The organism is Blautia sp. AF19-13LB, assembly GCF_003479105.1.
GTDB classification, from domain to species: Bacteria; Bacillota; Clostridia; order Lachnospirales; family Lachnospiraceae; genus Fusicatenibacter; species Fusicatenibacter saccharivorans.
Genome location: NZ_QUGO01000001.1, coordinates 150,266 through 166,021, shown reverse-complemented (window position 1 = coordinate 166,021; position 15,756 = coordinate 150,266). Strand labels below are relative to the sequence as shown.

Annotated in this window: 12 protein-coding genes and 1 other RNA gene; all 13 read right to left on the bottom strand. The window is 46.9% G+C overall.

What is annotated here, in order from left to right; genetic code table 11:
* Window positions 1-335 precede the first annotated feature (335 nt).
* Window positions 336-693, bottom strand: a transfer-messenger RNA (tmRNA) gene (ssrA, locus tag DWX32_RS00870).
* Between the two features lie 128 nt (window positions 694-821).
* The gene (smpB, locus tag DWX32_RS00865; RefSeq protein ID WP_022463315.1) at window positions 822-1,292 is read right to left on the bottom strand and encodes an SsrA-binding protein SmpB; all 471 of its coding nucleotides are present in this window, start codon (window positions 1,290-1,292) and stop codon (window positions 822-824) included.
* Between the two features lie 19 nt (window positions 1,293-1,311).
* Window positions 1,312-3,141, bottom strand: coding sequence for a ribonuclease R (gene rnr, locus DWX32_RS00860; protein WP_416388390.1), 1,830 nt, complete (start codon window positions 3,139-3,141; stop codon window positions 1,312-1,314).
* Window positions 3,142-3,364: 223 nt separating this feature from the next.
* Window positions 3,365-3,601: a preprotein translocase subunit SecG gene (gene secG / locus DWX32_RS00855; RefSeq protein ID WP_055226503.1), complete on the bottom strand. Its 237-nt coding sequence runs from the start codon at window positions 3,599-3,601 to the stop codon at window positions 3,365-3,367.
* Between the two features lie 86 nt (window positions 3,602-3,687).
* Window positions 3,688-5,031 carry a phosphopyruvate hydratase gene (gene eno / locus DWX32_RS00850; protein WP_118659127.1) on the bottom strand — a complete coding sequence of 448 codons (1,344 nt, stop codon included), beginning with the start codon at window positions 5,029-5,031 and terminating at the stop codon, window positions 3,688-3,690.
* A 554-nt stretch (window positions 5,032-5,585) separates the two neighbouring features.
* Window positions 5,586-7,127 (bottom strand): 2,3-bisphosphoglycerate-independent phosphoglycerate mutase, encoded by a 1,542-nt coding sequence (gene gpmI, locus DWX32_RS00845; protein WP_022463319.1) that lies wholly within the window; start codon window positions 7,125-7,127, stop codon window positions 5,586-5,588.
* A gap of 180 nt (window positions 7,128-7,307) precedes the next feature.
* Complete coding sequence (locus tag DWX32_RS00840; RefSeq protein ID WP_118659126.1) at window positions 7,308-8,597, bottom strand: homoserine dehydrogenase; 1,290 nt, start codon at window positions 8,595-8,597, stop codon at window positions 7,308-7,310.
* A 15-nt stretch (window positions 8,598-8,612) separates the two neighbouring features.
* Window positions 8,613-8,996, bottom strand: a complete 384-nt coding sequence (locus tag DWX32_RS00835) for a RidA family protein (RefSeq protein WP_055218381.1) — start codon at window positions 8,994-8,996, stop codon at window positions 8,613-8,615.
* A gap of 346 nt (window positions 8,997-9,342) precedes the next feature.
* Window positions 9,343-10,851: an ATP-binding protein gene (locus DWX32_RS00830; protein WP_118659125.1), complete on the bottom strand. Its 1,509-nt coding sequence runs from the start codon at window positions 10,849-10,851 to the stop codon at window positions 9,343-9,345.
* Window positions 10,852-10,935: 84 nt separating this feature from the next.
* Window positions 10,936-12,216: a type I restriction endonuclease subunit R, EcoR124 family gene (locus DWX32_RS00825; protein ID WP_416388389.1), complete on the bottom strand. Its 1,281-nt coding sequence runs from the start codon at window positions 12,214-12,216 to the stop codon at window positions 10,936-10,938.
* A 246-nt stretch (window positions 12,217-12,462) separates the two neighbouring features.
* Window positions 12,463-13,215, bottom strand: a complete 753-nt coding sequence (gene tpiA / locus DWX32_RS00820; protein WP_118594700.1) for a triose-phosphate isomerase — start codon at window positions 13,213-13,215, stop codon at window positions 12,463-12,465.
* A 35-nt stretch (window positions 13,216-13,250) separates the two neighbouring features.
* Window positions 13,251-14,444 carry a phosphoglycerate kinase gene (locus tag DWX32_RS00815; RefSeq protein WP_022463323.1) on the bottom strand — a complete coding sequence of 398 codons (1,194 nt, stop codon included), beginning with the start codon at window positions 14,442-14,444 and terminating at the stop codon, window positions 13,251-13,253.
* A gap of 214 nt (window positions 14,445-14,658) precedes the next feature.
* On the bottom strand, window positions 14,659-15,672 hold the full coding sequence (gap, locus tag DWX32_RS00810) for a type I glyceraldehyde-3-phosphate dehydrogenase (protein ID WP_022463324.1): 1,014 nt from the start codon (window positions 15,670-15,672) through the stop codon (window positions 14,659-14,661).
* Window positions 15,673-15,756: the final 84 nt, after the last annotated feature.

The following is a 15,756-nucleotide window of genomic DNA, read 5'->3' as shown; positions in this document are numbered from 1 at the left end:
TAATCTATCGTCTGTTTGCCATGCCCGCCTTTGTGCGGGCTCTTTTTATCAAGAGTTCGACGGAAGTCGAACTTTCCTATTGTACAAAAAAGCAGGCACATCAAGTATCTCTACTTCATGTGCCTGCAGCACTTTGAAACGGTCTCTTTTACGTTCTTAACAGTGCGAATAAAGATAAAGTTTGACAAAATTTCGAATTTTTCCTTTCTTTTTTGACCAAAATTCATGCGGTTTTAAACGGTCTGAAACGGTCTAAAGCGGCATTTTTGCCCTGTTTTTTCCATCAAAAATGTACAAAAAAACCGCTAAAACACTGGATTTTAGCGGTTTTTCAGGTATGGACCTGAGGGGAATCGAACCCCTGTCCGAAAGCCTATTCATTCAGGCATCTCCCATTACAGTCATTCTATTAAAGGTTCCCCCATCGGCACGCCGGATGACAGGCTTGCCGCTTCGGTAGCTTCATAAAATCTTCCATCTCCGCAAAGCTTTGGAAACGAAGTGCTCCGCATCTGTTTGATGCCAGGAGAATAGCCGCGGAAAACTATTCAGCTGACAACGCCGCACTTAGGCAGCGTACGCTACGTAATTATCGTCTGCGTTTAAATTTAGGTTCCAGGTTGATGACGCGGTCCCGGAGTCCACGAATGGCTTCCCAAACTTCAAAACCCCCGTCGAAACCAGTACAAGCCCGTGCTGGTTCTACAGACGCTTTTCTTTGATACGGGGACGCAAACAGATCGTCCCGGTGCAGTGAAAACTCTCTTTCAACTGCCGTATATCGTATTATAGTCTTTCCCCATACTTTTTGTCAAGGATTTTTAATACAGATTTTTAACTTTGAAATCTCTCTCCGCCTCACGTCTCTGATCCTTCTTTGCGATATCCTGCCGTTTATCATACAGTTTTTTACCGCGTGCCAGACCGATCTCGACTTTTACGAGGCTGCCTTTAAAATACACCTGCAGCGGAACGAGCGTGTAGCCTTTTTCCTTGATCTGCGCCTCAAGTTTGCGGATCTCATAGTCGTGTAGCAGCAGTTTCCGGATGCGCAGCGGGTCTTTATTGAATATGTTGCCCTTCTCGTACGGACTGATGTGCATGCCGTATATGAATACCTCATCACGCTCAATGCGGATGAAGGATTCCTTGATGCTGCATTTTCCCATGCGGAGGGATTTTACCTCGGTACCGGCAAGGGAGATGCCGGCCTCGTATTTATCCTCGATAAAATAGTCATGATATGCCTTTTTATTGTTGGCAATCATTCGATTTCCTTTTTGTTTTGCCATAGCTTTTTCCTCCAGGGATTTATTCTGTCTCGGTTTCTTTTTCTACATACGTAAAATCGATTGTCCGGTTGGCAGGCTCGGCGTTTCGTACACGGACACGCACCGGCTCACCAAGGCGGAATACTCTTCCGTGCTGCTCTCCGACCAGACGGTAATTTTCTTCATCAAAATTATAATAATCGTCTTTCAGTGTCATGATGTGAACGAGTCCCTCAACGGTATTTTGCAGCTCCACATAGAAGCCCCATCCGGTCACGCCGGAAATGACGCCGTCGTACTCTTCGCCGACATGCTCCAGCATATATTCGGCTTTCTTCAGCTTCACAGCCTCTCTTTCTGCCTCTGCAGCACGCTGCTCCATCGCACTCGACTGCTCCGCCACATGCTGCAAAATGGACGAATATTTGCCGATTCTGCCGCCCTTGTCGAGACGTCCCCGCAGATCATCCTTGATAATGCGGTGGATCTGCAGATCCGGGTAACGGCGGATTGGTGAGGTAAAATGGCAGTAATATGACGCTGCCAGTCCGAAGTGGCCGCTGCATTCCGGGGTATAAATGGCTCTTGCCATCGACCGGAGCAGCAGGCGGCTGATCAGCGGCTCTTCCGGGGTTCCCTCGATGCTGGTGAGAATCTTCTGCACCTCACCCGGCGTAATCTCATGGGAACGCTTTTCGACTTTGATGCCCTGTTCACGGATCAGCGTCAGCGTTGCCTCCATGCGGTCTCCGTCCGGCTTGTCATGCGTCCGGTATAAGAACGGGATTTCGCGTGTGCAGTATTCCTCTGCCACGGTCTCGTTCGCCATCAGCATGAAGTCCTCGATCATCCGTGTTGCCACGTTCGACGGATACGGGCGGATCTCCACCGGCGTCCCTTCTGCATCAAGAATTACTTTGCTCTCCGGGAATTCAAAATCAATTGCTCCGCGTTCTTTCCGACAGCTCCGGATCAGTGCAGACAGTTCCTGCATCTGGCGGAACATCGGAACCAGCTCATGATATTCCTCCAGCAGCTCCGGATGTGCTTCCGGCTCGGTCAGGATTGCATTGACGGCGGTGTAGGTCATGCGGCGGTCCACGCGGATCACCGTCTCAGCGATCTGATGGCCGATCATGCGGCCTTTCTCGTTGATCGTCATAATACAGGAGAGTGCCAGGCGCTCCTGTCCTTCATTCAGGGAACAGATGCCGTTTGACAGACGCTTCGGCAGCATCGGAATGACGCGGTCCGGCAGATAGACACTGGTGCCGCGCTTTAACGCCTCACGGTCGAGGGCGGAATTTTCCTGCACATAGTTGCTGACATCAGCGATATGAACGCCAAGCGTCCACGTATCGCCCGCTTTTGTGACGGATACGGCGTCATCGAGGTCTTTGGCATCCTCGCCGTCGATTGTCACCATCTGCCAGCTTTTTAGATCGAGGCGGCCGTTGTAATCGTTTGGAATTACTTCCTCCGGGCATTTTTCTGCCTGTGTGATCACGCGTGCCGGGAACTCCTCCGGGATCTGGTAAGCGTCCACGACTGCCTGGATATCGACAGTCTGGATACGCGGCTTCTTCTCTGTGTCGCCGTCCTTTCCATTCTTTCTGCGGAATCGGTCATCGCGTCCTCTTCTGCCCTGCTCTCCGGCGCGGCGGTCTCTTTTTTCCCGTTTTTCCGTCGTTGTGGATGCACCGCGGCTCTTCTGGTAACGGCCGTCGGAGATCACATCGATTTTTCCTTCTTTTACCAGGATTTCCATAACCTCCGCAAGCTCCGACCGTTTTGCTTTCGGCACCTGCAGCAGCATGGCAATGTCTTTCAGACGCATCGGCTCATAGTTTTTCGAGCTTACGAGATCCATCAGCAGCGTCTTGCGGTTTTTCAGCAGCTTCGAGCTTCTGGAACGCGGATGGCCCGCATGACCGCCATGGTTCCCGCTGTTCTGTCCTGCATGGGACGCCGCGCTGCCCTGCGGATATTTCCTCCGATCTTTTTTCTTCTTATTATCTTTCATCTATTATCTCCTCTTTGTAGAAAAAGACACCCTTACGCCTTCTCGTGGGAATAAGGATGTCTTTACTTTGCTAAAAATTCATGTTTAATACAACCGACAGTACAATAAACAGAACTGCCATGATTTTTGTTGCACGGATCAGAGTTCCTTCTGCAGAACGGCTTTTGTTTCTTCCCCAGTAAGTGTCTGAGATACCTGCGATAGCACCGAGACCCTGCTGTTTTCCTTCCTGCATCAATACAACAACGGTTAAAGCAATACAATCAATGACATAAATGACTGTCAAAATCGTTCTTAAAATTTCCACAATTACACCTCCTACGGCCAACTTATATTATTTTACCATAGCGGAAGAACGATTTCAACTGTTATTTGCCTATTTTACGCCGTTTTTCACCATTCTCTTACGCCGGTTCCCTTTTGCGGGAACGGATTCCGGTATTTCGCTTCCTCACCGAGGCGTTCCTCGATGCGGAGAAGCTCATTGTATTTCGCATTCCGCTCCGACCGGCACGGTGCTCCGGTTTTGATCTGGCCGACGCCTGTCGCGACGGCAAGGTCTGCCAGAAAATCATCCTCTGTCTCTCCGGACCGGTGGGAAATGACGGCGCGGTACCCTGCTCTCTGCGCCATCTCCACCGCATCCAGCGCCTCAGAGAGCGTTCCGATCTGGTTTACCTTGATCAGAACCGCATTTGCCGTGCCAAGTGCAATGCCGCAGGAAAGCCTTCTTACATTCGTCACAAACAGATCATCCCCGACCAGCTGTACTCTGTTCCCGAGCGCTTCCGTCATCTGTTTCCAGCCTTCGAAATCGTCCTCGCACAGCCCGTCTTCGATGGATACGATCGGGTATTTTTCAATCAGTTCCTCATAGTAGGCAACCATTTCTGCGGTATCCCGAAATACTGTCTTTCCGCACTGACGGGATTCCCCGGGAAAGTAGTAGACGTTCCTGCTCTCCTCGTAGAGCTCGCTTGCCGCCGCATCGATCGCGATCATCACGTCGTTTCCAGGCGCATAGCCGGCTTTCTGGACCGCATTGACAATGAGCTGCAGTGCTTCATCGGAATCCTTTAAATCCGGCGCAAAGCCGCCCTCATCGCCGACAGAAGTCGAGTATCCCTTCTCCTTCAGGAGCTGCTTCAGCGTATGGTAAATCTCCGCGCACATGGAAAGACCCTCCCGGAATGAGGGAGCGCCGCACGGCATAATCATAAATTCCTGCAGATCGACGGTGTTGTCGGCATGACGGCCGCCGTTTAAAATATTCATCATCGGCACGGGCATACGGCTTGTGTGGCAGCCGCCCAGGTACTGGTACAGCGGCAGATGAAGCGCATTTGCCGCCGCGCGCGCCACAGCAAGTGAGACACCGAGAATGGCGTTTGCCCCGAGGTTTTCTTTCGTTTCGGTTCCGTCTGCCTGGCACAGGATATGGTCAATCCGCTCCTGCTCGAGCGCATTCTCGCCGACAACGGCATCGGCCAGCACGGTATTGACCGCTTCTACAGCCTTTCTCACGCCCTGCCCCAGATAGCGCACTTCCTGATCTCTTTTTTCCAGTGCCTCAAATTTTCCTGTCGATGCCCCGGACGGCACCTGGGCACGCCCCATATGGCCTTCCAGCCCGAGAATCCCCTCCCCGACGGCCACTTCCACCTCTACGGTCGGATTTCCGCGCGAATCCAGAATTTCTCTTCCTGTCACGCTTCGAATTGGTAAATATCGAAACATAGTTTTCCCTCCTGTTTTGCTGCAAAGTGAACAGTAACCAAGTTTCTTCTCTGCGTTCACAGTATGACCGTGCTATGGGAAAAATATGTTGCTCTCTCTGTCGAAACCTCTTTTTTCCAGTCCTTATTCTTTTCAAACATAAAAAAACGCAATATGAAAGCCATCCGATTTTTCCATTTTCGGATGGCTTTCATAAGTTAGAACTGTGCATTGGACTGAATCCTTTCTTTTTTTGTTCTTTTGTTTCGCTTTGGGGTACTTCGTTACGTTTTCTTGGGTCCATACCTTCGCTTTCTTAGTTTATGGGGTAATTCGTTATGTTCTCGGTGGTCCGTCCTCTCTTTCTGTTTTTTTCTTCCGTTTTCTTTTGTTGACTTTACTATATCAGTTTTCTCACCGTTTGTCAACACTTTATTTTGATTTTTTATCTGTTTTTTCATTTTTATTCCGTCTCTTATTGCGTAATTATTTTTATTTTCAGATTATTATAATAAAATATCCCTGCCGAACCCGTTTCAAAACGAATCCGGCAGGGACATTTTCACGATTTCTCTTTATTTCTTAATCAGCAGGGATTTTCCTGTCATTTCTTTTGGCTGCTCCATTCCCATCAGCTCGATCAGGGTCGGTGCGATGTCTGCCAGGCATCCGCCCTCTCTTAACGTGTAGGATGGGTCTGCATTAACCAGAATGAACGGAACCGGATTGGTAGTATGAGCGGTGTATGGCTCGCCGGTCTCATAGTCTACAAGCTGCTCTGCATTTCCGTGGTCCGCACAGATGAACATCTGTCCGTCAACCTCTTTTAATGCATCAACTGCCTTGCCTACGCACTCATCAACAGCCTCAACTGCCTGGATTGCTGCGCTCTCAACACCGGTATGGCCAACCATATCCGGATTTGCAAAGTTGATGATGATGACATCGTATTTCTGGGAACGGATGGCATCCGTCAGCTTGTCGCATACTTCGTAAGCACTCATCTCTGGTTTCAGGTCATAAGTAGCAACCTTCGGGGATTTCACAAGGATTCTGTCCTCACCTTTATTTGGCTCCTCAACGCCGCCATTGAAGAAGAAGGTTACATGTGCATATTTCTCGGTCTCGGCGATACGAGCCTGCGTCATGTTATGTGCTGCCAGATACTCACCGAAGGTATTGGTGATCTCTTCTTTTTTGAATGCAACGGATTTGTTCGGGATGGTCTCATCGTATTCCGTGAAGCATACGTAGGTCAGATCCAGACGTTTTTCTCTCTCAAATCCGGTGAACTCATCTGCACAGAATGCTCTTGTCAGCTCTCTTGCACGGTCCGGGCGGAAGTTGAAGAAAATCACAGAATCTTTATCCTGAATCGTTGCAACCGGTTTTCCGTCTTTTTTCAGAACGGTCGGCAGAACGAACTCATCGGTTTTTTCAGCATCATAAGAAGCCTGAACAGCCTCTGCCGCATCGGTTCCTTCTACGCCTTCCCCTTTTGTCAGAGCTTTGTAAGCCAGCTCGACACGATCCCAGCGGTTATCACGGTCCATTGCATAGTAACGGCCGGAGATCACGCCGATTTCGCCGACACCGATCTCATCCATTTTTGCCTGCAGCTGCTCAACATAGGATTTTCCGGATGCCGGAGGAGTGTCACGGCCATCCAGGAAGCAGTGTACATAAACTTTCTCGAGACCCTTACGTTTTGCCAGCTCCAGAAGTCCGAATACGTGGGTGATGTGGCTGTGAACACCGCCGTCAGAAAGAAGTCCGAACAGGTGCAGTGCGGAATTATTTGCTTTTGCATTTTCAACAGCCTTTACCAGCTCTTCATTCTCGAAGAAATCGCCGTCCTGGATTGCTTTTGTGATTCTGGTCAGCTCCTGGTATACAACACGGCCTGCGCCCATGTTCAGATGACCTACCTCAGAGTTACCCATCTGTCCGTCCGGAAGACCTACAGCAAGTCCGCTGGCCTGTCCTTTTACGTACGGGCACTGGCTCATCAGCTGGTCCATAATCGGAGTTTTTGCTTCGCAGACAGCGTTATGCTCGCATTTGTCATTCAGTCCATATCCGTCAAGAATCATTAATACGGTTGGTTTTTTACTCATTGTGAATTCCCTTCTTTACTTAAATTTTGGGTAACAATCCAGAGCCCCGTCTCGATTCCGCTTACGCTGCATCTCGATGTTGCTTTTCGCCATATGAAACTCCAGAAAAAGCGCTCCTTCATGCAAGCATGATTCGCGATTTTTCTTCCATTTCGCATGGCTCTGAATTGTTACATTTTGTTAGTATACCCGGATTGTCGAAGAAATCTCCTGGATCATCGACATTCCGCCTAAAATCTGCATGGCATCCTCAAAATGGCGCTCTTTGACCTCGTCCGTAATAACGACGATCTCGGCGTATTTTCCATTGACACGTTTCTGAAGCATCTGTGCAATCGAAACCTTGTTGTTTCCAAAGACAGAAGCTACCGATGCCAGCGTTCCATACCGATTTTCAATCTGCATGCGTACAAAATATTTCGACTTAATTTCGCCGACACGCTTGATCGGGCATTCCCGGTAGCATGTGCAGCCGATTCTGCCGCAGCAGTTCCATAAAATATTGCGCACAACATCGAAAATATCGCCCACAACGGCACTCGCAGTCGGAAGCTCTCCGGCACCTCGTCCGTAAAACATCGTATCCTGTACGGCATCGCCTGTCAGGAATACGGCATTGTAGGAATCATTGACAGTCGCAAGCGGATGATTGCTGTCGATCAGCATCGGATGAACGCGGGCTTCGATTCCTTCCGGGGTATCTTTTGCCACGCCGAGCAGCTTGATCGTGCATCCCATCTCTTTTGCGTACTCGATATCGGTCGCCGTGATTTTGGTAATGCCTTCGGTGTAAACATCTTCAAATGTCACTCTGGAGTTGAACGCTGCCGAAGCCAGGATTGCTACCTTGCGGCCGGCATCAAGACCTTCCACATCTGCGGTCGGGTCTGCTTCTGCATAGCCCATGTCCTGCGCCAGACGGAGCGCATCACCAAACTCCATGCCTTCCTGCGACATTTTTGTGAGAATGAAATTTGTGGTACCGTTGAAAATACCCATCAGCTCTGTGATATGATTGGCGGCAAGGCACTGTTTCACCGGACGGATGATCGGAATTCCTCCCGCCACGGATGCCTCATAGAGAAAATCTTTTCCGTTTCTCTTTGCTGTTGCAAGGATTTTTTTGCCCTCGGATGCCACCAGATCTTTATTTGCCGTTACAACATTCTTTCCAGCATCCAGGCAGGCAAGAATGTAATTCATAGCCGGCTGTTTTCCACCCATAACCTCAACAACAATCTCAATCTCCGGGTCATTGGCAATGTCCTCAAAGTTCGTGGTAATGATCGACGGATCATCAACCTTTGCAGCTGCTTTCTCCACATTGCGCACGAGAATTTTTTTCAGCTCCACACGCGCTCCCAGCTTCGGAAGCATTTCCTCCTGCTGGCTTTTCAGCACTTTGTACACACCGGTACCGACGGTGCCAAGACCCAGCATTCCGATTTTAATTACTCTTTCCTCTGCCATACTCATCTCTCTCTCTTATTTCAGGGATACGATGCATTCAATTTCTACTTTTGCTGCTTTCGGAAGAGCAGCAACTGCTACACAGGAACGAGCCGGTTTGGACTCGCCAAAGAAAGCACCGTATACTTCATTTACCTTGGCAAAATCGTTCATATCGGTCAGGAAAATGGTTGTTTTCATCACTTTCGTGCGGTCAGTTCCTGCTGCTGTCATGATTGCGTCCAGATTCTTTAAAGAGAGGGTTGCCTGCTCTTCTACAGTCTCCGGGATCACGCTGCCATGCTCTACATCAAAGCCAAGCTGTCCGGAAATAAATAAAAGGCCGTTGTCTGCGACCGCCTGTACATAAGGTCCGATTGCTGCCGGTGCTTTTTCTGTATTAATGATTTCTCTTGCCATAATCATATTCTCCTTTATGCTTTCTTTCGCGTCGTCTGATTTGCCGCGTTTTTTCCCTCTATCATGCGGTTTTTCCGACACTTTTTGTCGTTCCCATCATATCACATGTGGAAGATGTCCGCAAGTGCGAAAAAGCCGCTCCCAGACACAAGAAAAGTTCAGTATCGTTCATTTCACATATCCAAATTTTATTAATTCATGTATGAACGCACTCCGTCTAGGATATCTTTTGTGATATGTCGACATACAGCAATCACTTGTTTCTTTGATAACTGTTCTGTAAGTTCGTCTGATTTTCTTAAAAAACCGGTAAATTCATTTGCCTTTTCCAATCAAATCATCAATCCTATTTCATTTTATCCGTCAATATCCATTTTCCTTTTCGATTAGACCCCTCACGGATAACTTTACCTTCATGCTGCATTTTTGTAAGCATACGCTTAATCGTTGCCGTAGAAACTGCAAGCGCTTTTGCTAATTCTTTCTGAGTCAGTTCCGGATTTTTATAAATCATTTCTGACAATTGAATTTCAAGGTCATCTTTGGGATCATGATTGGGGTCATTGGGATCTCGATCGAGGTCAACAGGCTCATGATTGAGATCATCGGGCTCACGATTGAGATCATTTGACCCATGATTGAGGTCATGATCTCGATTTTTGACCTCAATGACCTCATTCTGGCCGCGATAAAGATTGATGCGGAAAGCTACCTCCATATCAATAAATTCCGGTTCACGCAATCCGTATTCCTGCATAGCCTGCATAAGTTTCGGAATACCACTTCCCCATGCTTCCACAAGGTTCATATAGGCAAAAGCATTGGCAAGCGAACGATTTCGGATTTTTGAAAATCCTTCCTTCATCAACTCAATCGTTACGCCAGGAAGCAGTCCACCAGGAGATGTGATCTCCAAGCGATCATCATAAATTGCCACCTGAATATTAGAATTCTGAATGTAACTGCAATTCATAACTGCATTAACGATCAACTCACGGATACTATCCGGCGGCAGTTCATAAATATCCTGCCGATATACTCCTTCCAGCCGACATCCCATACGAATATTTCTAAGGACAAACTGCACCGCTTCCTCTACTTGCTTCCAAAGCGGTCCTTCATAATTACGTCGATCCAAAAAGACAGCTCGCGTCGTTCCCTTAAACACAGCGCACTGTATCATGGAACGGAGTCCACCTTGTCCCGTTAAATAAATATACGCATTTGTCGGATAGATTTTTTCATTCTCATCTTTTTTCAAAATTCCCCAACTGAGCAAAACATTTTTCGTTACATCTTTAACTGCTGATCGCTGAAGATTGGATTTGCAGTTGGCAATAGCAACTTCCTTCATTTGTTCACAGAGACTTTTAATATCTTCATCGGTCACTTCTATATCTCTGCGGATTATTGAATCAAAAGAGCGGGCATCGCATTCATAATATAATTCTCTTGACATATCACGGTCAGCAGGGCGTGTTGTTCCAGAAACTCGAATATATACGCCATTCTCCAGCCCCTCTGCCTTAATATAATATGGTTTCCGACGTCCCGTCCTGATTTCTGCAACAATTACAGGTTTATCATTTATATTTTGCAAATAAACATCCGGGATAATTGTAGGTTCACAACTGTCAGAAATAGCATTCGTAATCGCATCAATCTCCCGAAAAACTTTATCCTCCGGAATGCCAACAACTTCTCTTGTTTTATCGTCAATACCAAATATAATCCTCCCACCTTTTCCGTTAGCGAAAGCAACAACCGTTTTCATATATTTCATGCTCTTGTCTGGACGTTGTACTTTGAATTCAACGTTCTTGGATTCTCCAGCAAGGATTTCTTCTATTGTCATCCGATCACCTCCATGATTAAGTTTTGTCCATGATGACTCTATTATTTTGCTTTTTGCTTCCAATGTGGTTCCATTCATTTATGACTATTTTCCGTATGGTGCTTCAGATTCTGCCGCCATCAACACTGTTTCCTGATCGCTCAGATCGTATGTCACGGCTTTATGCTCTGGCTCATTAAAGGAAGACGAACCACCGATACCGAAATATTTTTCAAAAAACGTTTTCAGTTTTTCAATGACTCTCTGTTTTTTCTTGGCTCTTCCGCCACCACCAAAACGAGAAATTGGCGGCATGATTTTATCTATATCCGTTCCCGCTGTTTTGATCTCTCCGTCCCGAAACGCATTCTCTATGAACTTTCGTGTGTCTTTCGGCTTCAATTTTTCTTCCGCAATAATTACATTAAGATCATAATCACGCTGTTCCACAACAAATTCATGCCACTCATCCATAACATCGTCCACATCATTGATTCCTGCAATAAAGGTTTCAATAAGCTGTTTCTTGCTGCGCAGCTCCGGGCTGGCATCAATCGCTTTATTGATGGTTATCAGCACTTCCTTATCTTCACAGTGGGTATCATGATACTTCTTTACAAGCATCAGAATATAATCAATGTTGATTTCTACCTGCCGGATCAATTCAATTTCAAACACCACATCATCTGTAATATCCGTACTTTCCCGGCGTTTCCGTTTCCACTCGTCACGCAAATCCTGATAACGTCCAATGTAGTCTTGCAAATTGCGCTCAGAAATCAGCTCATTCCCCTTAAATTCGTCAAAGGAAAGCAGAAGGTTTCTCATACGAAGAATAGCACCAAACAAAGCAATAAAATCCTTCTGGTTCTGCTCTCCGACAATCTGCGGTTCTGACAGCGGAAACTTATGATTCAATTCCTCCATCAGATCCACATACCCTGGCATTGGCTTACCATCTACGGATTCATATCCGTAATAGTAATCCTTAAAGCTCTGCAGCAAAACAATGCCCCCGGCATTCTTATCCCCAAACAAGGAAATGGCACTATCTACTCGCTTCTGCAGATTTCTGAAACATACAATATTTCCAAAGGTCTTGATAGAATTCAGAATACGGTTTGTACGGAAAAACGCCTGTATCAGTCCGTGCATTTTCAGATTTTTATCTACCCACAGCGTATTCATAGTCGTCGCATCAAAACCGGTAAGAAACATATTGACTACGATCAGAATGTCCAATTCCTTATTCTTCATGCGAAGCGACACATCTTTATAATAATTCTGGAATTTATCACTTGAGGTATCGTAGTTCGTATGGAACATTTTGTTATAATCCTTGATTACTTCTTCCAGAAACTCTCTGGACGGCTGGTCGACAGATATAAAACAAGCATATCACGAAAACGTGAATTTTTCAATCCGCGCAAAAAATCACTCCGCTTCAAAACACAGAAACGAAGTGATTTCTTTTTGCACAAACTGGCACTCTCTATAGCTAAATCAAGGGTTATATGTTGCATAAAAAACAGCAAAACGCCACCAAACACCTCACCTTCAGCATTTCTGCCGAATTCACCGTGTTTGGTGACGTTTTAGCCCGTTTTATTGATTGATTTCGTACAAAATCAATTATTTATTGTAGTTTACGATAGCTCCGAAATCTGGTTTCAGGGATGCTCCGCCTACCAGACCGCCGTCGATGTTCTCCTGTGCGAACAGTTCCGGTGCGGTTTTTGCGTTTACAGAGCCGCCATACTGGATACGGATAGCTGCTGCTGTTGCATCATCATAGATTTCAGCGATGCACTCGCGGATGCCTTTGCAAACTTCCTCAGCCTGCTCTGTTGTAGCAGTTTTGCCGGTTCCGATTGCCCAGATTGGCTCGTAAGCGATAACGGCTGTTTTTGCCTGATCTGCTGTTACATTCAGGAATCCAACTTTTACCTGCTGACGAATGAAGTCCATCGTTACACCCTGCTCTCTCTGCTCCAGAGTTTCTCCGCAGCACATGATCGGGGTGATGCCGTGCTCGAAAGCTTTCAGCATTTTTTTGTTTACGGTCTCGCTGGTCTCTGCGAAGTATTCTCTTCTCTCAGAGTGGCCAAGTACAACGTATTTCACGCCAGCGTCTGTCAGCATAGCCGGGGAGATTTCGCCTGTGAAAGCACCTTTCTCCTCAAAATACATATTTTCAGCACCAATCTGGATGTTGGAGCCTTTTGCAGCCTCTACAACCGGGATGATATCGATGGCCGGTACGCAGAAAACAACGTCAACGTCGTCATTTGCCACCAGTGGTTTTAATGTATTGACTAATTCTACTGCCTTGCTCGGAGTCATGTTCATTTTCCAGTTTCCGGCGATAATTTTCTTTCTTGCCATGATCGTTTGATCTCCTTAGTTTTGAATATAAATTCTTATTTGTCGTTTGCTGCTGCAACGCCCGGCAGTTCTTTTCCTTCCAGGAACTCCAGGGAAGCGCCGCCGCCAGTGGAGATATGAGTCATCTTATCGCCATATCCAAGCTGGTTTACAGCTGCTGCGGAATCTCCGCCGCCGATGATCGTAACTGCATCTGTTTCAGCCAGTGCTGCTGCAACTGCTTTGGTTCCTGCTGCAAAATTCGGCATCTCGAAGCATCCCATCGGTCCGTTCCATACAACGGTTTTAGCAGTTTTAACAGCATCAGCGAACAGTTTTGCAGTTTCCGGTCCGATATCCAGACCTTCCCAGCCATCCGGAATCTGTCCGGCCGGAACAACCTGTGTATTTGCGTCGTTTGAGAATGCATCTGCAACAACGTTGTCTACCGGAAGAAGCAGTTTCACGCCTTTTGCTGCTGCTTTTTCTTTCATTTTGTTTGCATAATCCAGATAATCCATCTCAAGCAGAGAATCACCAACGGTGCCGCCTGCTGCTTTTGCGAAGGTATAAGCCATACCACCGCCGATGATCAGGACATCAACTTTATCGATCAGGTTGTCGATAACAGAAATCTTGCTGGATACTTTGGATCCACCAAGGATGGCAACAAACGGACGCTCCGGATTGTTGACAGCATTTCCAAGGAATGCGATCTCTTTCTCCATCAGGTAACCAACAACAGCAGTGTCAACATATTTGGTAACACCAACATTGGAGCAATGAGCACGGTGTGCGGTTCCGAATGCATCGTTTACGAATACGTCACACAGGGAAGCCAGTTCTTTGCTGAACTCCTCACCGTTTTTGGTCTCTTCTGCACGGTAACGGGTGTTCTCCAGAAGGATTACATCTCCGTCTTTCATAGCCTCAACAGCTGCTTTTGCGTTCGGTCCTACAACCTCAGGATCTGCTGCAAATTTAACTTCCTGTCCGAGAAGCTCGGAAAGGCGAACTGCAACCGGTGCAAGAGAAAGCTCTGGTTTTGGTTCTCCTTTCGGTTTTCCAAGATGAGAGCAGAGAATTACTTTTCCGCCGTCAGCGATCAGTTTTTTGATCGTTGGAAGAGCTGCTACCAGACGGTTCTCATCTGTGATTTTTCCATCGATCAGCGGAACGTTGAAGTCACATCTTACAAGGACTCTTTTTCCTTTTACGTTGATATCATCTACGGTTTTTTTGTTTAACATGGGCGTTTCCCTCCATATATCCAACTGCATCTGCCGCGCCGTTTCTTTGTTTTTGCGGCATCGCGGTCCTTATTTAAAAATGCAGTTTATAATTTTTGCACACGGAAAAGGGCTGTTTTTGTGCCGTATTTTTCCGCCGCATTCGCAAAAAGGGCCCGGTCCTTAACAGACCGGACCCTTTGGGCTCTGAAATTTTGCCGTTCAGTTTGTTAAATTATGCTAACTCGCTGAAGTATTTGATGGTACGAACCATCTGGCTTGTGTAGGAGTTCTCGTTATCATACCAAGAAACAACCTGTACCTCTGTTGTTCCGTTGTCCAGCGGAAGAACCATGGTCTGAGTTGCATCGAACAGAGAACCATATCTCATACCAACGATGTCGCTGGATACGATTTCATCTGTGTTGTATCCGAAGGACTCGGTTGCAGAAGCTTTCATTTTTGCGTTGATCTCGTCAACAGTTACAGTTCCTTCTACAACTGCTGTAAGGATTGTGGTAGAACCGGTTGGGGTTGGAACACGCTGTGCAGAACCGATCAGTTTGCCGTTCAGTTCCGGAATAACAAGGCCGATTGCTTTTGCAGCACCGGTGCTGTTTGGAACGATGTTAACTGCAGCTGCACGGGATCTTCTCAGATCGCCTTTTCTCTGCGGTCCGTCCAGAGTCATCTGATCTCCAGTGTAAGCATGGATAGTAACCATGATACCGGATTTAATCGGAGCCAGTTCGTTCAGAGCTTTTGCCATAGGTGCAAGGCAGTTTGTGGTGCAGGATGCAGCGGAGATGATGTTATCGTCTGCTGTCAGTGTCTCATGGTTTACATTGTAAACGATGGTCGGAAGGTCGTTACCAGCCGGAGCGGAGATAACTACTTTACGAGCACCTGCATTGATGTGTGCCTGAGCTTTTGCTTTGGAGGTGTAGAATCCGGAGCACTCCAGAACTACGTCTACGCCAAGCTCTCCCCATGGGCAGTTGTTAGCATCCGGGAAAGCATAGATTTTGATGTTTTTGCCATCTACTGTGATGGAATCTTCATCGGATGTTACGGTATCAGCCAGAGCATATTTTCCCTGAGAAGAGTCATATTTTAACAGATGAGCTAACATCTTCGGGGATGTTAAATCGTTGATTGCTACTACTTCATAACCTTCTGCTCCAAACATCTGTCTGAATGCAAGACGTCCGATACGGCCAAAACCATTGATTGCTACTTTTACTGCCATGATTTTCAATTCCTCCTAAAAAGTGAATTTTAATTTTGAGTCTCTGTACTTTGTTAAAGAAACATCAACCTTATCTGTATAATA

Excerpts from the sequence above, each read along its gene's own strand:
- smpB (WP_022463315.1), bottom strand. The coding sequence starts at position 1,292 with ATGGCAAAACAAAAAGGAAATCGAATGATTGCCAACAATAAAAAGGCA.
- rnr (WP_416388390.1), bottom strand. The coding sequence starts at position 3,141 with ATGGATCTCGTAAGCTCGAAAAACTATGAGCCGATGCGTCTGAAAGAC.
- eno (WP_118659127.1), bottom strand. The coding sequence starts at position 5,031 with ATGTTTCGATATTTACCAATTCGAAGCGTGACAGGAAGAGAAATTCTG.
- gpmI (WP_022463319.1), bottom strand. The coding sequence starts at position 7,127 with ATGAGTAAAAAACCAACCGTATTAATGATTCTTGACGGATATGGACTG.
- DWX32_RS00840 (WP_118659126.1), bottom strand. The coding sequence starts at position 8,597 with ATGGCAGAGGAAAGAGTAATTAAAATCGGAATGCTGGGTCTTGGCACC.
- DWX32_RS00835 (WP_055218381.1), bottom strand. The coding sequence starts at position 8,996 with ATGGCAAGAGAAATCATTAATACAGAAAAAGCACCGGCAGCAATCGGA.
- DWX32_RS00830 (WP_118659125.1), bottom strand. The coding sequence starts at position 10,851 with ATGACAATAGAAGAAATCCTTGCTGGAGAATCCAAGAACGTTGAATTC.
- tpiA (WP_118594700.1), bottom strand. The coding sequence starts at position 13,215 with ATGGCAAGAAAGAAAATTATCGCCGGAAACTGGAAAATGAACATGACT.
- DWX32_RS00815 (WP_022463323.1), bottom strand. The coding sequence starts at position 14,444 with ATGTTAAACAAAAAAACCGTAGATGATATCAACGTAAAAGGAAAAAGA.
- gap (WP_022463324.1), bottom strand. The coding sequence starts at position 15,672 with ATGGCAGTAAAAGTAGCAATCAATGGTTTTGGCCGTATCGGACGTCTT.